The following is a 20454-nucleotide window of genomic DNA, read 5'->3' as shown; positions in this document are numbered from 1 at the left end:
GTTTGCCGAGTTTTTGTATGATAAGACTGATTATTGAATCATTGAAAGGGGCAAGCCAAATGATCAACCGTCAACACATTCAATTATCGTTACAGTCATTAAGCTTGGTGGCAGGGTTTATGGTTTGGGTGCTGATTTCATCACTCATTTCCCAAATCACATTAGATATTCATTTAAGCAAGGGTGAGATTTCTTTGGTGACGGCAATTCCTGTGATCCTCGGGTCGCTTCTCCGCATTCCTTTAGGGTATTTAACGAACAGGTTTGGCGCGCGGCTCATGTTTATGGTCAGCTTCATCTTGCTTTTATTTCCTGTATTTTGGATCAGTATCGCGGATTCTCTGTTTGATTTAATCGCAGGCGGCTTTTTCTTAGGGATCGGGGGAGCGGTGTTTTCCATTGGGGTGACCTCCCTCCCGAAATATTATCCGAAAGAAAAGCACGGTGTCGTCAATGGGATTTACGGTGCAGGAAATATCGGGACAGCCGTTACGACATTTGCAGCGCCGGTTATCGCTCAAGCCGTCGGGTGGAAATCAACCGTGCAAATGTATCTGATTTTGCTGGCTGTCTTTGTCTTACTGCACGTATTGTTTGGCGACAGGCATGAGAAGAAGGTCAAAGTTTCTGTTAAGACTCAAATCAAAGCTGTTTACCGAAATCATGTGCTATGGTTTCTGAGCCTGTTTTATTTTATTACGTTCGGTGCCTTTGTCGCCTTCACTATCTATCTGCCGAACTTTCTGGTGGAGCATTTTGGGCTGAATCCTGCAGATGCCGGCTTGCGGACGGCTGGCTTTATTGCGGTTTCTACGCTGCTCAGGCCTGCGGGCGGATTCCTGGCTGATAAAATGAGTCCGCTCCGCATCTTGATGTTTGTTTTTGCCGGGCTTACATTATCAGGCATTATCCTATCGTTCTCGCCGACGATTGGCCTTTATACGTTTGGATCATTAACCGTGGCTGTCTGCTCAGGCGTAGGAAACGGGACTGTTTTTAAACTGGTGCCTTTCTATTTTTCGAAGCAAGCGGGGATTGCCAATGGGATTGTGTCTGCCATGGGCGGATTAGGCGGCTTTTTTCCTCCGCTCATATTGGCGAGTGTATTTCAGGCAACAGGCCAGTACGCGATCGGGTTTATGGCGCTTTCAGAGGTGGCGTTAGCCAGTTTTGTCCTTGTCATATGGATGTATTGGCAGGAAAGAATGAAAACACACACGGAGAGAAACAGCCAGAGCATCAACTAACACTGGGGCATTCACAAGATTGTTAGTTTTTTCTCGATGGGTACAAATCAATTCACGTTACAATAAACACACAACGTGACTTTCTTCGAGGTGAGCTCATGAATTTTCTCTCTGTTCGACCATCTGATAGTGATCTTATATCCAGCGATCTGCATGAATTGCTGGAATCGATCAGCACGAAAAGAAAAATGGAAAAACACACGTATTTGTTTCGAGAAGGAATGGATGCAGAAGAGCTTTATCTGATACAATCAGGACTCATTGAAATCGGCAAGCTGACATCTGATGGAAAAGACTTGACGCTTAGAATCTGCCAAAAGCATGATATCGTCGGAGAATTAACACTTTTCACTGAAGAACCGAGGTATATGCTCAGTGCAAAAGTGCTAGAGGATGGCGAGGTGCTCGTCATTAATAAAAATAAGCTGGAAAAAGAATTAATCCAAAACGGCGCTTTGACATTTGAGTTCATGAAATGGATGAGCACGCACCTCCGGAAGATTCAGTCCAAAATCAGGGATCTGCTTCTTCATGGCAAAAAGGGGGCGCTCTATTCCACCCTTATCCGTTTATCAAACAGCTACGGAGTGGAGCGAAGCGACGGCATTCTGATTAACATTGTCCTGACAAATCAGGATTTGGCAAAGTTTTGCGCGGCTGCACGTGAAAGCGTCAATCGTATGCTCGGAGATCTCCGCAAAAAAGGGGTTATTTCGATAGACGAATCCGGAAAAATTATTTTACACAAGCGGGACTATTTACGATGTGAGATTGAGTGTGAAAATTGCCCGATGGAGATTTGCAATATTGACTGAAAAAAACAAGGACCGCGGTGTCCTTGTTTTTTTTACCTTGTGATAAACAGGCACATGACGGCAAGAAAGAAGCAGGCATTCACGATTTCTAGAATGCCAATCGTTTTTACGGGCCAATCCCTTCCATGAAAAAACCATGCCCGCAAGCTGCTCGGGATAAAAGCGAGAAACGCCCATCCTGCTGCGAAAAGAGCGGATAAAAAGGGGAGCAGCAGGTGATATCCCCATGACCAGTATGCAAATGTCCTGTTTTTTCTTTCACGAATCACCGATTTCACATAAAAGGAACTCCCGATAAAAAATAAAGCAGACTGCAAGAAAATAAACCAAGCCCAGCCGTCGAGGGTTCCCATCCCCAGCCAGCAGCTCGCAAACCCGCCCGAACAAAAGAACAAGACACCTGCAACATCATTCAATAGGGCTCGTTCGTTTTTTCGGCGGGCAAAATACATATGTATGAGAAACAGCGGCAGTAAAGAAACGCCCACCCAGATGAGAGGCGGCTTATGAAAGACCGAGATCATCAAAAAGCAGCAGGCGGGAAAACCGTAATAACACATCCACTTTTGATATGGTTTGCTTTGTTTCTTTTTTAAGGCAAGCGTAACGGGATAAACCGCTAAGTATAGGAAAAGCCAGCCTAGGAAGAGCGGAATATGCCAAATAACGGGGCCTCCCTTGGCCATGCCGAGTAAAAATGGGATCAGCAGCATCGCCCACGCGCCGTGCTGCTTCGGAATCAGCGCCTTCATCGACATCCTCCTTTTTCTTTCATTATAAATGCAGTCACCCTCCTGATAAGTGACATTCATCATACAGGCTGTGAAATACATCACTGCTGTACAGGCTCAGTCGAGCTACACTAAAGCTATCCTTAGCACAGGAGGTTTTCCTATGAATCAGTGTGACTATTTATTATTTCTGAAACAACTTCCTATGTTTAATGAAGTGCCTCTATCCATTGTCGAAACCTTGCTGAAAAACGGCACGTTTATCCGCGGCTCATGTGATCAGTCTCCATCTTTTCTTCATTCTCAATCTGTTTATATTGTATTAAAAGGCAGTGTCCGTTTCATGGACACGAGGCTCCCTGAAGGGTCGAAAACCGTTGCGCTGTGGGAAAAAGGCGATGTGTTTCCGATTGATGAAAAAGGCGGGCTTTATTTATCGCCCTTTATCTCAGTCAATGCCACTTCAGACATTCTGATTCTCAATATCCCATATTACATATTTAAGAAAATGATGTCTTACCATCCGCAGCTGCAAATGAACTTTTTGGCTATGCTTCAGCAAAATGTTTTTTGTTCCTATCAATTATTTTTGCGGTATCTGCATACATCACAGGATGAAAACGCTGAGCCCGGTTCTTAAATAGAGCCGGTTTTTTTGATCTTTGAATGAAAGGCGGCTAATGACCCAAGCGTCCTGCCTGAACGCAGCCTTCCTTCTCCTTTGTGTGAACGTTTTGTGAAAAAAGCAGAGTGTGTGACATAGTTCACAAGGAAACGCGCTGTCTCTGTTTATAGTGAACTTAGCATCACCTGACTCGGAAGGAGTGAACTCTCATGAAGAAAAAGAAAAGGAGTCCGTTGTTTAGGAGATTGAATTATTTCTCTCCTATCGAACACCATTCAAATAAACATAGCCAAACCACCCGCGAAGATCGCGATTGGGAGAATGTATACAGAAACAGATGGCAGTACGACAAGGTCGTTCGCTCCACCCACGGCGTCAACTGTACAGGGTCTTGCAGCTGGAATATTTATGTGAAAAACGGAATTGTCACGTGGGAAGGGCAAAATTTGAATTATCCATCAACAGGCCCGGATATGCCTGATTTTGAACCGAGAGGCTGCCCGCGGGGGGCCAGTTTTTCATGGTATATCTACAGCCCGCTCCGTGTGAAATATCCATACGTGCGCGGTGTGCTGATCAATTTGTGGCGGGAGGCATTGCAGACGCATAAAAATCCATTGGAAGCCTGGAAATCGATCGTCGAAAACCCTGAAAAAGCGAAGTCCTATAAACAGGCGAGAGGGAAAGGCGGTTTTGTGCGCGCTGAATGGCCGGAGGTGCTGAAGCTGATTTCAGCCTCTCTGCTGTATACAGTGATGAAATACGGGCCTGACCGAAACGTCGGTTTTTCTCCGATTCCGGCCATGTCCATGATCAGCCATGCATCAGGCTCCCGGTTTATGTCGTTAATCGGAGGCCCTATGCTCAGTTTTTATGACTGGTATGCGGATCTTCCTCCAGCATCCCCGCAAATTTGGGGTGACCAGACGGACGTTCCGGAAAGCAGTGATTGGTACAATTCCGGCTATATTATCACATGGGGCTCCAACGTTCCGTTAACGAGAACGCCTGACGCGCATTTTTTGGCGGAGGCCCGCTATAAAGGCGCTAAGGTCATTTCGATCAGTCCGGATTTTGCGGAATCCTCAAAGTTCGCGGATGACTGGCTGAGTATTCGCCAAGGGACTGACGGGGCGCTTGCGATGGCGATGGGTCACGTCATTTTGCAGGAATTTTACGTGAACCAAGAAACTGAACGTTTTATTGAGTACGCGAAGCAATACACTGATTTTCCATTTCTCGTCACCCTGTCAAAAGAAAATGGCGTATACACAGCGGGACGGTTTCTGCATGCGAAGGACATCGGGCGGCAGACAAAGCATGATCAGTGGAAGCCTGCGGTTTGGGATGAACAGACAAGTTCATTTGCCATACCCCAAGGGACAATGGGCTCGCGCTGGGACGGGCAGCAGAAATGGAACCTGCACATGATTGATGAAGAAACCGGGGAACCGATTGAACCCCGTCTCTCTGTGCTGGGAATAGAGGACGAAATCGGCACGGTGCGCATCCCGTATTTTTCAAATGACGGAAACAAAGTGCTCGAGCGGGATCTTCCTATTAAAAAAATGAACCTGAACGGTGAAGAAACGTACATCACGACCGTGTTTGACTTGATACTGGCTAACTACGGCGTGAACCGGGGCATCGGCGAACGATCGGCTGTCTCCTATGATGATCCTGAGCCGTTTACGCCTGCCTGGCAGGAACAAATGACAGGAATCAAAAAAGAAGCTGTCGTTAAGATTGCCAGAGAGTTTGCCCAAAATGCGATCGATACAGACGGCCGGTCCATGATTATCGTAGGGGCCGGCATTAACCACTGGTTCAACTCCGACACGATCTACCGAGCGGTGTTAAATCTTGTTTTACTTGTAGGCGCCCAAGGCGTAAACGGCGGAGGCTGGGCCCATTACGTGGGGCAGGAAAAGCTCCGACCTGCTGAAGGGTGGCAGACGATTGCAACTGCAAAGGACTGGGAGGGCGTGCCTAAGCTGCAAAACGGCACCTCATTTTTCTACTTTGCGACAGATCAGTGGCGTTATGAGGACCAGCCGATCAGTGATTTGGCATCACCGATTGCTGCGTCATCCCGCTACAAGCACCACGCTGATTACAATGTGCTGGCCGCGCGGCTGGGGTGGCTTCCGTCTTACCCGACTTTCAATCAAAATGGCATCGATCTGTATAAAGAAGCTGAAAAAGCAGGGGCAGCAACACCTGAAGACGTTGGTGCGTACGTGGCCTCACAGCTCCAAGAGAAAAAACTGAAATTCGCGATTGAAGATCCTGATAATGAAGTGAATTTTCCAAGAAATCTCTTCGTATGGCGGGCAAATCTGATCTCAAGCTCAGGAAAAGGGCATGAATATTTTCTCAAGCATTTGCTGGGGACGACGAACGGCTTGATGAATGACTACAGCGACAGCATCCGCCCTGAAGAAATCAAATGGCGGGAGCAGGCGCCGGAAGGAAAGCTCGACTTGTTAATCAATCTTGACTTCCGAATGGCCGGTACGGCGCTGTATTCCGATATCGTGCTGCCGGCGGCGACATGGTATGAAAAACACGATCTCAGCAGCACAGATATGCACCCGTTCATTCATCCATTTGCTCCGGCGATCTCGGCTCCGTGGGAATCGAAGTCAGACTGGGATATTTTCAAGGCGCTGTCAAAAGCCGTTTCCGATCTGGCAGAAGAAGTCGATATGGAGCCCGTGAAAGAAGTGGTTGCGACACCGCTCCTCCACGACACCATGCAGGAATTGGCCCAGCCATTCGGCAAAATCAATGACTGGAGCAAAGGCGAATGTGAAGCCATTCCGGGAAAAACGATGCCGAACATCCAAGTCGTTGAACGGGATTACAAACACATTTTTCATAAAATGACTGCACTTGGTCCGAACGTTGCTTTAAAGCCGAGCGGAACAAAAGGGATGAGCTGGTCAATAGCCGATGAATATGAATCACTCAAACAGAGATTGGGAGAAATCACCTCGGACAGTGTCGCAAAGGGATGTCCGAATATAAGTGAAGCAAAGCAGGCAGCAGAAGCGATTTTAACCCTATCATCCACTTCGAATGGAAAGGTCGCCGTCAAAGCATGGGAATCACTTGAAAACATCACGAACCTGAAGCTGAAAGACCTGGCGGAAGAACGCGAGGAAGAATGCTTTACGTTCGAACAAATTACAGCCCAGCCGAAAACGGTGATCACGTCTCCGGCGTTTTCCGGCTCTGAAAAAGGAGGGCGCAGGTATTCGCCGTTTACAACGAATGTTGAAAAATTAATTCCGTGGCGGACGCTGACAGGCAGACAATCCTATTATGTCGATCATGAACTGATGATGGAATTCGGTGAAACGATGGCGACATTCAAACCGATCCTCCAGCATCGCCCGTTTCTGAGCAAGCGGCCTGATCAAGAGGGAAAAGAAATCGTCCTCAATTATTTGACGCCGCATAATAAATGGTCTGTCCACAGCATGTATTTTGATTCTCTGCCGATGCTGACGCTGTTCCGCGGCGGGCCGACCGTGTGGATGAATAAAGATGATGCAGAGGACACGGATATCAAAGACAACGATTGGATTGAATGCTTCAACCGAAACGGCGTTGTCGTCGCGAGAGCCGTTTTGTCTCATCGGATTCCTAAAGGAATGGCGTTTATGCACCATGCCCAGGACCGCCACATCAACGTGCCCGGCACAAAGCTGACGAATAACCGCGGAGGCACCCATAACAGCCCGACAAGGATTCACGTCAAGCCGACACAGATGATCGGTGGCTACGCCCAGCTCAGCTACGGCTTTAATTATTACGGTCCAACGGGGAATCAGCGCGACCTGAACGTCGTCATCCGCAAGCTGAAGGAGGTCGATTGGCTTGAAGATTAAAGCGCAAATCGGTATGGTCATGAACTTGGATAAATGCATCGGCTGCCACACGTGCAGCGTCACCTGCAAAAACACGTGGACAAACCGTTCCGGTGCGGAATATATGTACTTCAATAATGTAGAAACAAAGCCGGGCATCGGCTACCCGAAGCAATGGGAGGACCAGGACAAATATAAAGGCGGCTGGACATTGAAAAAAGGAAAGCTCGAGCTGAAATCGGGCTCGAAAACCAATCGGCTTGCAGGCCTTTTCTATAATCCGAATCAGCCGTCGATTGATGATTACTATGAGCCCTGGAACTATGATTATGAAACATTAACGAACAGCCCGCAGAAAAAACACCAGCCGGTAGCACGCCCGAAATCGTCCTTAACGGGGGATTTTATGAATATCGAATGGGGACCGAACTGGGAGGATGATCTCGCGGGCGGCCACATAACGGGACTTGAAGATCCCAACGTACAAAAGATGGAGGAATCGATCAAAACAGAATTCGATGAGGTCTTTATGATGTATTTGCCCCGTATTTGCGAGCACTGCATCAACCCGGCGTGCGTCTCATCCTGTCCATCCGGCGCCATGTACAAACGCGAGGAGGACGGCATTGTGCTTGTGGATCAAAACGCATGCCGTTCATGGAGATATTGCGTCTCATCCTGTCCTTATAAAAAAGTCTATTTTAACTGGCAAACGAACAAAGCGGAAAAATGCACACTCTGCTTTCCGCGTTTGGAGGCGGGACTGCCAACCATCTGCTCTGAGACGTGTGTTGGCAGAATCCGCTACCTCGGCGTCATGCTGTATGACGCGGACAAAGTGGAGGAAGCGGCATCTGTTGAAAATGAAAAGGATCTCTACCATTCCCAATTGGACGTTTTTCTTGATCCAAATGATCCTGAGGTTGCCAAGCTGGCAAAAGAACAAGGCATTCCGGCTGAATGGATAGAGGCTGCGCAGCAATCGCCGATCTATAAAATGATCATTGACTGGAAGATTGCGCTGCCGCTTCATCCTGAGTACCGCACGCTGCCAATGGTGTGGTACATTCCGCCGCTCAGCCCAATTATGAATCTCTTTGAAGGAAAAGGCAGCCGGCAATCCGCAGAAGATATTTTTCCGGCTATCGACCAAATGAGAATCCCGATAGATTATTTGGCGCAGCTGTTAACAGCCGGTGATACGGATCATATTCGGTCAACGTTAAAGAAAATGTCTGTCATGCGCCAGTATATGAGAGCGATCCAGACAAATAAATCAATCGACCCGGAACTGATCTCCAGTGTCGGCTTAACAGAACAGCAAATTGAAGATATGTATCGGCTGCTTGCGATTGCCAAGTATGATGACCGCTTTGTGATACCGAGCAGTCATCGAGAAGAAGTTTCAGATTTATATGCTGAACAAGGGAGCTGCGGCTTATCATTTTCAGGCGGCCCCGGCTCCTGTTTCTAACTTTTGATAAATGAGGTGTAACAAGATGAACACCACAGACCGGCAAATGACGTTCTCCGCTCTTTCCTCTCTTCTCTCTTATCCGGATGAAGAGTGGAGAGCCGAGATTCCCGAATGGAAGGCTCTTATCCATGAAATCGGCAACCGGCAAATCCGAGAGAAGCTGCTGCACTTTTTCGAGGCGTCAGCCAGCTTTTCACCGGAAGCGCTGATTGAACACTATGTCTATACGTTCGACTTTGGAAAAAAAACAAATATGTATGTCACCTACTTTAACTCGGGCGAGCAAAGGGAACGCGGCATTGAATTGCTGCATTTAAAAAACACATACGAGCAATCCGGTTTTCTGCCGACAGAGAAAGAGCTGCCTGATTATCTGCCGCTGATGCTGGAATTTGCTGCGGCTGCAGAAATTGAAGCAGCGAGAAGCGTGTTTGAGAAATATCTGTCCAATGTGAGGGAGCTGGCATCCCGTCTCGAAAAAAATGACAGTATATACGCTGAACTGCTGCACGTGCTGCTGGCCGCGCTTGAAAACATTGGCGTACGTGAAAGCGTTGAAGGGGCTGTTCAGGCATGAGCGGGCAGATCCTCTGGGGTATTATGCCATACATTGTATTGACAATCTTTATCGGCGGCCATATTTACCGCTACCAGCATGACCAATTTGGCTGGACGGCGAAATCAAGCGAGATGTTAGAAAAGAAAAAACTTGCGGCGGGCAGCACACTTTTTCACTGGGGACTGCTGTGCGTTGTCGGCGGGCATGTCATGGGGATTCTGATCCCGGAAGGCGTGTATGCTTCCCTTGGCATTTCAGAGCATATGTATCACAAAATGGCGATTGGCGCTGGCTTGACGGCGGGCATTGCGGCATGTACCGGACTTGTCATCCTGACGTACAGAAGGCTGTTTGACAAAAGAATCCGCAAAACGAGCTCGCCATCCGATATCCTTACGCTGCTCCTGCTGCTGTTCATGATGCTGTCGGGCGTTGCGGCCACGTTTCTCAACATTGATTCGAAAGGATTTGATTACCGGACCACAGTCGGGCCGTGGTTCAGGGAAATCGTTTTGTTCAGGCCTGACGCCTCTTTGATGGAGAGTGTCCCGCTATGGTTTAAGTTTCATATTGTGATAGGCTACGTCGTTTTTATCCTGTGGCCGTTTACAAGATTGGTTCATGTGTTCAGTCTGCCGCTCAAGTATCTGACCCGCAGCTACGTTGTATATCGGAAACGCTCGTGAAAATCCCCCTTGCAAGAGGGGGTTTTTTCTGCCAAGGTAATGGCTGGGCGGCCGGGAATCCTGTTATGTTTGTATATGGAAATAACATCAAGGATTTTACTCATTTTAAACCGGCGGAACAGCCAGATTATGATTCAGCCTGACTAACTCCTTATATCTTTCTGATCAATTTCCCGTTTTATATATTTTCTCTCATCAGAATGGGTATCAAATTCACTCTATCCACCGTATTTGCAGTCACAGCGCCGCCTCTTTTTCGGCGCTTGCCGGAGTGCTGAGCGGGTTCGGCCTGCCGTTCATGTTGTCACTCGGCGTTGCCAATAGTCTTGCTTTATTTCTGCAGAAACGATGCGGATGAATTCCGTGACAGTTAGTTTTCTCTAAACCTCTCCTCTTTTGGCGGAGAGGTTTTTTACTTACAAGGTTTATCGATTAGAAAAAAGAGGTAATACAGAGGTAATTGAATCAGATTGGAGAGAATCAGGATGCTGAAAAGGAGACTGGAATTTTTCTTTTTATATATGATGCTCATCGGGGCATATGTCATTTGGTTTTTTCCGGTTTCCAGGCTTGAGTTTTACGGAGGATTGCTTTGCTATATAAGCATTATTTTGTTCAGCATCTATTCATTAATTCTTGAAAACCGCACCTCGCAGCACACGCTGCTATGGATCCATATTCTTGTCTTTTTTCCAATCGTCGGCTACGTGTTTTATCTGTTTTCGGGACAGCTTTATGTAAAGGGAAAGCTGTTTAAGACAAAACGAATGTACAACAGGGAAAAGCTCAGGAAGCTGTTTGACAAGGAGGAAACGCCCGAAGTGACAGGGCTGAAGGACAATCAAGAGAGGTTCTTTACATATTCCATCAGGGCTGCCCATATGAATATCAATACGAAAAGCAACATCAAAGTGCTGAAAAACGGCGAAGAAACCTTCCCGGACATTTTCAAAGCAATGAGAAAAGCGGAATCTTACATACATATTGAATACTACATGTTTAAATCAGACATGCTCGGACGCGGCATGATGGACATTATGATGGAGAAAGCGCGCCAGGGTGTCGAGGTGAGGTTTTTATACGATGCGGCAGGAAGCATAAAGCTGGCAAGAAGAGATATTATGAGAATGAAACAAGCGGGGGTGGACATCGTCCCGTTTTCTCCGCTGAAATACGGGTTTTTCAACCAGAAGCTGAATTTCAGAAATCACCGGAAAATCGTGATCATCGATGGGAAAACCGGTTTTGTGGGTGGACTAAATGTTGGGAAGGAATATATCAGCAGAGATCCGTACATCGGATTTTGGAGAGATACACACCTGCGGCTTGAGGGGGAAATTGTGCAAACGCTCCACGCTATCTTTATGCTGGATTGGGAATACGTCTCCAATGAAGTGTTAATTGATCAAGAGGAGTACAATACCCCGGTTCCCGTGGAAGGAGGAGGCATTTATCAAATTGTCGCGACAGGCCCTGACATGAAGGAAAGCATGAGCGATCTTTATTATGAAATGATTTCTTCAGCGCAGAAATCAATATGGATCGCCACGCCCTATTTTGTACCCAATGAATCCATTCGCACGGCGCTAAAAGCAGCGGCGACAAAGGGGGTAGAGGTAAGGGTTATGGTGCCGGAGAAGAACGACAGCTTTTTGACCCAATACGCGTCGAGGTCCTATTTCCCGGAGCTGCTTCTTGAGGGCATTGAAGTGTACTCCTACCAAAAAGGCTTCATGCATCAAAAAGTCATGATCATTGATGGTGATCTCGCCTCCGTCGGCACCGCGAATATGGACATGCGCAGCTTTCAGCTCAACTTTGAAGTGAATGTGTTCTTCACGGATGCCGAAGCGATCCGAACCCTTGAGGCCCATTTTGAAGAGGATATGCAGGAAAGTGAAAAGCTCAGCCCTGTCGGCTTTTATAAAAGAGGTGTGGCTGACCGGACAAAAGAGTCGTTTGCCCGCCTGTTTTCAGGTGTTCTGTAAGAAAAAAGAAATCTGATCTTTCAAAACAGCCCGTGTATAGTATAATTGAGAAATATTATCAGTTATTTATACATTGGGGGAAGATAGGGTGCTGCGGCAATTTTTTTCATATTATAAACCATATAAAACGTTGTTCTTTCTCGACTTTTTCTCAGCGATCGCGGGAGGTTTAATGGAGCTGAGTTTTCCTTTGATCGTCAATTATTTTATTGATACCTTGCTGCCGGGCAGGGACTGGGGACTGATCATCGCGACCTCAATCGGGTTATTTGCGGTGTACGCGCTCAGCTCGGCTCTTCAGTATATCGTGACCTACTGGGGACACATGCTTGGTATCAATATTGAGACTGATATGAGAAAGTCGCTTTTTGACCATTTGCAAAAGCTCTCGTTCAAATTTTACGACAACAACAAGACGGGAACGCTGATGTCGAAGCTCACGAACGATTTAATGTATATCGGTGAAGTCGCCCATCACGGTCCGGAAGACTTATTCATTGCGGTCATGACCATTCTCGGGGCGTTCGGAGTGATGCTGTTTATTAACTGGCAGCTTGCTTTATTAACGTTTATCATTATGCCGATCGTCATTTGGCTAGCGCTTTATTTCAACAAAAAAATGACCAAAGCATTTACCACGCTGAACAAGGATATCGGAGACTTCAGCGCGCGTGTAGAAAATAACATCGGCGGCATCCGGCTTGTGCAGGCGTTCGGAAATGAAGCATTTGAAAAAGAACGCTTCGCCGTCAACAACCAGCGTTTCCGTGCCACAAAGCTTTCTTCCTACAAAATCATGGCGAAAAACGGTTCAATCAGCTATATGCTGACCCGGTTTGTCACGCTGTTTGTCCTTTTGTGCGGGACGTGGTTTGTCATTCGCGGCTCCTTATCGTACGGGGAATTTGTGGCGTTTGTGCTCCTGACAAATGTGCTGTTCAGGCCTATTGACAAAATTAATGCCATTATCGAAATGTATCCGAGGGGGATCGCGGGTTTCAAAAGCTATATAGAGCTCATGGAGACAGAGCCGGACATTCAGGATTCACCTGATGCGAGAGATGTTTCCGGCCTGAAGGGCAATATCAACTATAAACATGTTTCGTTTGGCTATGATGACCATCACAATGTCCTCAATGACATCAACCTATCCATTCAAGCGGGGGAAACGGTGGCGTTCGTCGGTCCGTCAGGTGCGGGGAAATCAACGCTTTGCAGTCTGCTTCCGCGTTTTTATGAAGCGTCGGAGGGCGACATTACGATTGACGGCATCAGTATAAAAGACATGACGCTTTCTTCGTTGCGCGGGCAGATTGGGGTCGTGCAGCAGGACGTTTTCTTATTCTCGGGCACGCTTAGAGAAAATATCGCCTACGGCCGACTAGGCGCATCAGAAGAAGACATTTGGCAAGCTGTGAAGCAGGCGCATCTGGAAGAGCTCGTCCATAACATGCCCGATGGGTTGGATACTATGATTGGCGAACGCGGCGTGAAGCTTTCCGGCGGGCAAAAACAGCGTCTGTCAATTGCAAGGATGTTCTTGAAAAATCCGTCGATCTTGATTCTCGATGAAGCCACCTCAGCCCTTGATACAGAGACGGAAGCGGCGATCCAAAAGGCGCTTCAAGAGTTGTCTGAGGGGCGCACGACGCTTGTCATCGCCCACAGGCTGGCAACGATCAAAGACGCGGACAGAATTGTAGTCGTCACAAACAACGGTATTGAAGAACAAGGCCGTCATCAAGACCTGATCGAAGCCGGAGGCCTATACAGCAGGCTGCATCAAGCGCAATTCGGGCAAATGGTGCATCGATAGGAGGAGAACATGGAAAGAAAAACTGTGCTGTACATTGCTGTTTCATTGGACGGGATGATCGCAAAAGAAGATGGAAGCATCGATTGGCTGGATGAATTTGAAGGTGAAGGTGACAACGGCTACAGTGATTTTTATCAGACTGTTGATACAGTCATTTTAGGGCGGAGCACATATGAGCACGTTAAAGTGCTAACACCGGTTTTCCCGTATCAGGATAAAACCTGCTATGTTTTTACAGGATCGCCCGACAGTTATCAAGATGAACATGTGACGTTTATCAATGAGGGAGCCAGAGCCTTCACTGCCCGTTTGAAACAGGAAAAAGGCCCAAACATCTGGATAGCTGGCGGGGCAGAGCTGGTGAATGCCTTTATGAAAGAAGATGCCATCGACGAATTCATCATCACTGTTTTCCCGTCGTTTTAGGAAGCGGCATCCCGCTGTTTCACGAACTAACAAATGAAACAAAACTGCGGTTAAATGGGACAAAACAATTTGGACAAGCGGTTCAGCTCCATTATGTAAGAGCATAAGAAAAAGGATAGACAGATGTCTATCCTTTTTTGTATGTAAGTTAGAGCGCTTCTCTCTCAGCAGGCTCGATGAGATTTTGGAATTTTTCAATGAGCTGTGATGCTTTTGTTCCTTCAACTACGATTAGATATTCCTTTTCATTATGAGCCATGCGGAACGTTTCAAGCTCAATTAAGCTTTTGATTTTGCACATCGTTTTCTTTGAATAAATATAAACCTCGTGGCTTCCGGAATGGCACATTTTATAAAGATGAATCAAATTTCTTAAAGTAAAGGCCTGTGCGGCTACTTTCAGAGACTTGATATTTTTCATGATCTTTCTCCTCCATCGATTGTTGTCTTATATAGCCTAAGTTCCCAAAGCTGACAAGTCGTAAACCTATTTTTGCACATTTATGACTTCCATTGCAGCGCACCGCCCCCGATGCGTTTGACACCGCGGATGGAGCTTAATTCATCCATCAAGCGGAGAAGCGCCTTGTCTTTCTGCTTTGCTTCAATCATGAAATCAATATTCGTTCCCCATTGCCTAAAGCGTTCCAACAGCGGCAGCAAAAAGTTGGCGTCAACATAATCGGCATGGCTGCGTATCGCTTGCTCCGATTTTGGGGAAGACAAGTGAACCTTTGGCTGAAGGCCGATCCGCTCCCACGTTTTGATCATGCGGGGCAGTGCTACATTCAGGTCGGCGTGATCGTCTGGATTGGCGTAAAAATGATGAAAGTCAAAGACAAACGGAACATCCTCCTGCTCACAGACCTGAAGCGTTTCTTCTGTTGTATATGTTTTATCATCATTTTCAAGTGTCATCCGCTCTTTGATCTCCTGCGGCAGCTGTTTTATATTTTGATGAAATTGTGCAGTGGCGGTGTCTTTATTTCCGTAAGCGCCGCCAATATGAATGTTGATAACGGAGCGATCAGCAATGCCCATGGCCTCAAGCATGCGGTAGTGATACGCCATATCGGTTACCGCATTTTTTGTGAGGGATTCCTTCGGGCTCGTAAACAGAGTGAATTGATTTGGATGAAAGCTTGTTCGCAGTTGATGTGTTTTAACAAGCTCTCCAATCTCCCGAAACTCTTTTTGAAACGGTGTTACAAAATCCCACATCACGTCGGGATGCGTAGCCAGCGGCACAATCGAACTGGAAAAACGGTACAAAGGAATGCCGTGGCCGATGATATAGTGAAGGGTTCTCATCGTATTGCGCAAATTGGCTTTTGTCACAGTCAGAAGCGCTTCTTTTCTTTCAGTCTTTGAAAGCTTTGAATAACGCGCGAATGTCAATGTTTTAGCGGGAGACGCATCCCAAAGGCTCATCGCATTTGAAACGAACCCGAATCTGAAAATCATAGGAACTCTCCTTTATAAGAAATAAGATAATGCCCTGCCGAGCCATTCCGCCGGGCGCTGCCTGAATGTGCGCTTGCTGAAATCGTCCATCGTCAGCAGCTCCGACTTTTTCATATCCTCCTCAATCGTGGCATAGACTTCACTTGTAAACGCTTCGTCATCAATTTCAACATTCACCTCTTCATTTAAGAACAGGCTTCGTTTATCGAAGTTGGCTGTTCCGATAATGCTGAGATGGTCGTCTATGATGAGGGCTTTTACATGATAAAACCCTTGATAATAACGATAAATAAGGCAGCCGGCATCCAAGAGCTCCGAATAATACGTAAAAGCTGCTTCTCGTACCAGCGGATGGTCTGATTTCATCGGTACAATGATTCTCACGGATACGCCGTTTTTTCTTGCGTTAATAAGGGCCTCTTGAAGCGGTTTTGATGGAATGTAATAAGGCGTGCAAACCGTAAGGCGATTCTTCGCTTGGGCAATGTTGGCCAAGTATATGTTTTCAAGGGAATAACCGTCGGTCGCATATATCTTGTGAGAAATAGTCCCTTGCTGAAGCTTTGGCCAAACATCCGAACCCAGAACGATTCCGGTATTACGTTTTAGATCAGAAGCAAAAAGCGTTTGAAGATCATGTACGCCTTCTCCGATCATGCGCAGATGATAATCCTCCCAATTGCCGAACTTCGCTTTCTTTCCAAGATATTCTTCGGCGATATTAAACCCGCCGATATAACCGATTTTTCCGTCTATCACCGTAATCTTCCGGTGATTCCGTTTTTGCATGTGAAAAAAGAAAAAAGGAAAACGGGGACGATTCATCACATGGACATGTACGCCGGCATTTTTCATCGTCTGCAGCGCCGTTTTTTTAATTGCCCGGCAGCCCGCCCAATCCAGAAGCAAATAAACGGAGACGCCAGCTTGAGCTTTTGTTTTCAGCAAGGTATACATATTGTGGCTGACTTCATCATTTTTCATAATAAAAAACATCATGTGAACAGAAGAGGCGGCCTGGCGAATATCATTCATCATCCGCTCAACGAGATCAGCGCCGCAGTGGATCAATTCGATGTCACTCTTCTTTTTTGAAAAAACAGGCTCGTACGCCTTTTTTCTGTATCCGGTACGGCCCATGAAGATATCAAGCAGAATCAAGGCAAAGAAAATAACGACAATGATCATAATCACGATAAATACCTTCATACCGGCACTCCTTTCCGTAGTAAAGGTAGTGTGCCCGAACAGCAGGAATTTAATTATTGACTGAACACTCATTCATTATTTATCATAAAGATAATCTTATACAGATTCGGGGGTAGGGGATCGCGGTCTTTATCAGTAAAAAGGGGGAATTGGAATGAGCGGCTTTCTCATCGCAAATGCATTATTATTTCTGATTGTAACCGCTTACGCTGTCTATTTGTTTGTGTACTTGGTCAAAACGAGACTGGCCTACATCAAGCTCGGCCAGAAAGAACAATTTGATCAACGGTTCAAGGAACGGCTTCACGCCATATGGGTGAATGTATTCGGACAGAAAAAACTGCTCAAGGACAAGAAAAGCGGAATCATTCACGTCATGTTTTTCTACGGATTTATATTGGTTCAGTTCGGAGCAATTGACTTTATCATCAAAGGACTGGCTCCCGGCCGGAATCTGCCGCTTGGCCCTGTCTATCCCGCCTTCACCTTTTTTCAGGAAATTGTTACGTTTCTCATTTTAATTGCTGTTGGGTGGGCATTCTACAGACGTTATATCGAAAAGCTCGTGAGGCTGAAACGCGGTTTCAAAGCCGGACTCGTTCTCATTTTTATCGGAGGATTAATGCTGACCGTTCTGCTTGGGAACGGGATGAATCTGATTTGGCATGAGCATGGGCTTTCTTGGAGCGAGCCAATTGCCTCAGGTATTGCGTTTATGCTTAGCGGTGTCGGGAAAACAGGCGCGGCGGTGATTTTCTATATCGCATGGTGGATCCATCTTCTGTTCTTGCTTAGCTTTTTAGTGTACGTGCCTCAGTCGAAGCATGCCCATTTAATCGCCGGCCCGGCAAACGTCTTTTTCAATCGAATGGAATCTGCCGGAAAACTTGAAAAAATTGATTTTACCGACGAAACGAAAGAAAGCTACGGAGCGGGAAAAATTGAGGATTTCAGACGGTCTCAGCTGCTTGATCTGTACGCGTGTGTCGAGTGCGGCCGCTGTACAAATATGTGTCCTGCAACAGGCACCGGAAAAATGCTTTCTCCGATGGACTTGATTTTGCGTCTCAGAGACCATCTCACGGAAAAAGGCGCTGCCGTCACCTCGCGCTCCCCATGGGTGCCCGCAGCAGCATTTCGGCATACGAGAGGCAATCAGCTGGCTGCTTCGTCAGCGGGCAGCGGATCGCAGGAAGCCGCAGCGGCGCTTGATTACAATCCAAGCTTGATCGGCGACGTCATCACAGAGGAAGAAATTTGGGCATGCACCACTTGCCGAAACTGTGAGGATCAATGCCCGGTCATGAATGAGCACGTGGATAAAATCATCGATCTCCGCCGCTACCTCGTACTGACAGAAGGAAAAATGGACAGTGACGCCCAGCGCGCAATGACAAGTATTGAGCGGCAAGGGAATCCGTGGGGACTCAACCGCAAGGAACGTGAAAATTGGCGTGACGAGGCGCCGGATGTTGAGATTCCGACTGTAAAAGAAATGAAAAAAGAAGGAAAAGAATTTGAGTACCTTTTCTGGGTAGGCTCCATGGGGTCTTACGACAACAGAAGCCAGAAAATCGCAATTTCCTTTGCTAAGCTGCTTAATCACGCGGGCGTGTCCTTCGCGATCCTCGGCAATAAAGAAAAAAATTCAGGAGACACGCCGCGCCGCCTCGGAAATGAATTTTTGTTCCAAGAGCTGGCTGAGAAGAATATTTCTGAATTTGAAAAAAATGATGTCAAAAAAATCGTTACGATCGATCCCCATGCATACAATTTATTTAAAAATGAATATCCGGATTTCGGATTTGAAGGCGAGGTTTATCATCATACAGAAGTGCTGGCCGAGCTTGTGAAAAACGGAAAATTAAAGCCGCAACACCCGCTTCATGAGACGATTACCTTCCATGATTCGTGCTATTTGGGCCGGTACAATGAAGTCTATGATCCGCCGAGAGAGATTTTGAAAGCCATTCCGGGCGTGCAGCTTGTTGAAATGGAGAGAAACCGGGAAACCGGCATGTGCTGCGGAGCCGGCGGGGGATTAATGTGGATGGAGGAAGAAACAGGCAACAGGATTAACGTCGCCAGGACAGAGCAAGCGCTCGCAGTCAACCCATCGGTGATCAGTTCTGGCTGTCCGTATTGTCTCACGATGCTTGGGGACGGCACAAAGGCGAAGGAAGCCGAAGACCAAGTCAAAACGTACGATGTCGTCGAGCTTCTGGCTCAATCCGTTTTAGGCGCTGATCTGAAAATGGGGGAGAAGCAATGAATTTTTCATTATCAGAAGAACATGAGATGATACGAAAATTGGTGCGCGATTTTGCGAAGCATGAGGTGGCCCCGACAGCGGCAGAACGGGACGAACAAGAACGCTTCGATCGCGAGTTGTTTCGGGAAATGGCAAATCTGGGGCTGACGGGAATTCCGTGGCCTGAAGATTACGGCGGAATCGGAAGTGACTATTTAGCCTACGTTATCGCGGTGGAGGAGCTGTCAAAAGTGTGCGCATCCACCGGTGTGACGCTTTCCGCCCATATCTCTCTTTGCAGCTGGCCGCTGTTTGCCTTTGGGACAGAGGAACAGAAGACAGAGTACTTAACACAGCTGGCCCTCGGAGAGAAAATCGGCGCATTCGCTTTGACCGAAGCAGGGTCTGGCTCTGACGCCGGCAGCATGAAAACAACTGCTGAACGAATCGGCGATGACTATGTGTTAAATGGTTCCAAAGTGTTTATCACAAACGGCGGCGTTGCTGATATTTACATTGTTTTTGCCGTCACCGATCCCGAGAAAAAGAAAAAAGGCATTACCGCTTTTATAGTAGAAAAGGATTTTGAAGGATTTTTTACAGGCAAGAAAGAAAAGAAGCTGGGCATCCGTTCTTCACCGACAACGGAAATCATGTTCGAAGATTGTGTAGTGCCCGCATCAAAGCGTCTCGGAGAAGAAGGAGAAGGCTTCAAAATCGCGATGAAGACGCTTGACGGAGGCAGAAACGGCATAGCTGCACAAGCCGTAGGCATCGCCCAAGGAGCGCTTGATGCGGCGCTTCTATATGCAAAAGAGCGAAAGCAATTCGGAAAATCGATTGGCGAGCAGCAGGGCATCGCTTTTAAACTCGCGGATATGGCGACAATGATAGAAGCTTCAAGGCTATTGACCTATCAGGCTGCGTGGTTAGAATCATCGGGTCTTCCATATGGAAAAGCTTCCGCCATGTCCAAACTGATGGCTGGAGATACGGCGATGAAGGTAACGACCGAAGCAGTGCAGATTTTCGGCGGCTACGGCTATACAAAAGATTATCCGGTAGAACGCTATATGCGTGATGCAAAAATCACGCAAATCTATGAAGGCACCCAAGAAATTCAAAGACTGGTCATCTCCAGAATGCTCGCGGATTAACGGAAAACATCTCTCAGTCGGATCACTCTTGTAAAATTATTTAAATTAACGCTGTTAAGGGTAGCATATTCTGTTTTATTTTGTTTATAATGAGAGGTATGGTTTGTATAAGAACGATACAAAATCGC

The 20454-nt window shown here is 46.9% G+C and carries 15 protein-coding genes and 2 pseudogenes; 13 read left to right on the top strand and 4 right to left on the bottom strand.

Features of this window, described 5'->3' with window-relative positions; translation table 11 throughout:
• The first annotated feature begins 59 nt into the window (after nucleotides 1-59).
• Nucleotides 60-1247, top strand: coding sequence for a nitrate transporter NarK (gene narK, locus NSQ16_RS19465; RefSeq protein WP_327836344.1), 1188 nt, complete (start codon nucleotides 60-62; stop codon nucleotides 1245-1247).
• A 98-nt stretch (nucleotides 1248-1345) separates the two neighbouring features.
• A complete protein-coding gene (gene fnr, locus NSQ16_RS19460; RefSeq protein ID WP_327836346.1) occupies nucleotides 1346-2062 on the top strand; it encodes a fumarate/nitrate reduction transcriptional regulator Fnr in 717 nt (238 codons plus the stop codon).
• Nucleotides 2063-2094: 32 nt separating this feature from the next.
• On the opposite strand, the gene NSQ16_RS19455 is transcribed toward fnr, so the two are convergent.
• On the bottom strand, nucleotides 2095-2814 hold the full coding sequence (locus tag NSQ16_RS19455) for a YwiC-like family protein (RefSeq protein WP_327836348.1): 720 nt from the start codon (nucleotides 2812-2814) through the stop codon (nucleotides 2095-2097).
• 142 nt (nucleotides 2815-2956) lie between these two features.
• Between NSQ16_RS19455 and arfM the strand changes: the two genes are divergently transcribed.
• The 9 genes and pseudogenes from arfM to NSQ16_RS19410 all read left to right on the top strand — a co-directional run bounded on the left by arfM (nucleotide 2957) and on the right by NSQ16_RS19410 (nucleotide 14352).
• Nucleotides 2957-3433, top strand: a complete 477-nt coding sequence (gene arfM / locus NSQ16_RS19450; RefSeq protein ID WP_003243032.1) for a Crp/Fnr family transcriptional regulator ArfM — start codon at nucleotides 2957-2959, stop codon at nucleotides 3431-3433.
• 194 nt (nucleotides 3434-3627) lie between these two features.
• Nucleotides 3628-7314, top strand: a complete 3687-nt coding sequence (locus NSQ16_RS19445; protein ID WP_106610791.1) for a nitrate reductase subunit alpha — start codon at nucleotides 3628-3630, stop codon at nucleotides 7312-7314.
• Complete coding sequence (gene narH / locus NSQ16_RS19440; RefSeq protein ID WP_014481212.1) at nucleotides 7304-8767, top strand: nitrate reductase subunit beta; 1464 nt, start codon at nucleotides 7304-7306, stop codon at nucleotides 8765-8767. The genes NSQ16_RS19445 and narH overlap by 11 nt, the downstream gene beginning before the upstream one ends.
• Before the next feature lie 25 nt (nucleotides 8768-8792).
• Entirely contained in the window at nucleotides 8793-9347 is a 555-nt protein-coding gene (gene narJ / locus NSQ16_RS19435) for a nitrate reductase molybdenum cofactor assembly chaperone (protein ID WP_119899884.1), read from the top strand.
• Nucleotides 9344-10015: a respiratory nitrate reductase subunit gamma gene (narI, locus tag NSQ16_RS19430; RefSeq protein WP_046663996.1), complete on the top strand. Its 672-nt coding sequence runs from the start codon at nucleotides 9344-9346 to the stop codon at nucleotides 10013-10015. The genes narJ and narI overlap by 4 nt, the downstream gene beginning before the upstream one ends.
• A gap of 158 nt (nucleotides 10016-10173) precedes the next feature.
• Nucleotides 10174-10370, top strand: a pseudogene (locus NSQ16_RS19425) (YitT family protein); the annotation flags it as partial.
• Nucleotides 10371-10500: 130 nt separating this feature from the next.
• Entirely contained in the window at nucleotides 10501-12003 is a 1503-nt protein-coding gene (gene cls, locus NSQ16_RS19420) for a cardiolipin synthase (RefSeq protein WP_063334816.1), read from the top strand.
• A gap of 88 nt (nucleotides 12004-12091) precedes the next feature.
• The gene (locus NSQ16_RS19415) at nucleotides 12092-13819 is read left to right on the top strand and encodes an ABC transporter ATP-binding protein (protein ID WP_327836353.1); all 1728 of its coding nucleotides are present in this window, start codon (nucleotides 12092-12094) and stop codon (nucleotides 13817-13819) included.
• A 9-nt stretch (nucleotides 13820-13828) separates the two neighbouring features.
• Nucleotides 13829-14352: pseudogene (locus NSQ16_RS19410) on the top strand (dihydrofolate reductase family protein).
• Nucleotides 14353-14393: 41 nt separating this feature from the next.
• Here the strand turns inward: NSQ16_RS19410 and NSQ16_RS19405 are convergent.
• The 3 genes from NSQ16_RS19405 to cls (NSQ16_RS19395) all read right to left on the bottom strand — a co-directional run bounded on the left by NSQ16_RS19405 (nucleotide 14394) and on the right by cls (NSQ16_RS19395) (nucleotide 16918).
• Nucleotides 14394-14666 carry a hypothetical protein gene (locus NSQ16_RS19405; protein WP_003227597.1) on the bottom strand — a complete coding sequence of 91 codons (273 nt, stop codon included), beginning with the start codon at nucleotides 14664-14666 and terminating at the stop codon, nucleotides 14394-14396.
• Nucleotides 14667-14746: 80 nt separating this feature from the next.
• Entirely contained in the window at nucleotides 14747-15709 is a 963-nt protein-coding gene (gene uvsE / locus NSQ16_RS19400; protein ID WP_038829825.1) for a UV DNA damage repair endonuclease UvsE, read from the bottom strand.
• Between the two features lie 12 nt (nucleotides 15710-15721).
• Entirely contained in the window at nucleotides 15722-16918 is a 1197-nt protein-coding gene (cls, locus tag NSQ16_RS19395; protein WP_327836355.1) for a cardiolipin synthase, read from the bottom strand.
• 154 nt (nucleotides 16919-17072) lie between these two features.
• On the opposite strand from cls (NSQ16_RS19395), the gene NSQ16_RS19390 reads away from it, so the two are divergent.
• Entirely contained in the window at nucleotides 17073-19190 is a 2118-nt protein-coding gene (locus NSQ16_RS19390) for a heterodisulfide reductase-related iron-sulfur binding cluster (RefSeq protein WP_161476637.1), read from the top strand.
• On the top strand, nucleotides 19187-20326 hold the full coding sequence (acdA, locus tag NSQ16_RS19385; protein WP_327836357.1) for an acyl-CoA dehydrogenase AcdA: 1140 nt from the start codon (nucleotides 19187-19189) through the stop codon (nucleotides 20324-20326). The genes NSQ16_RS19390 and acdA overlap by 4 nt, the downstream gene beginning before the upstream one ends.
• Nucleotides 20327-20454 lie beyond the last annotated feature (128 nt).

This window comes from Bacillus sp. PS108 (assembly GCF_037963335.1).
Classification (GTDB): domain Bacteria; phylum Bacillota; class Bacilli; order Bacillales; family Bacillaceae; genus Bacillus; species Bacillus subtilis.
Note: the sequence above shows the minus strand (reverse complement) of the source record. Positions and strands in the feature narration are given on the sequence as shown.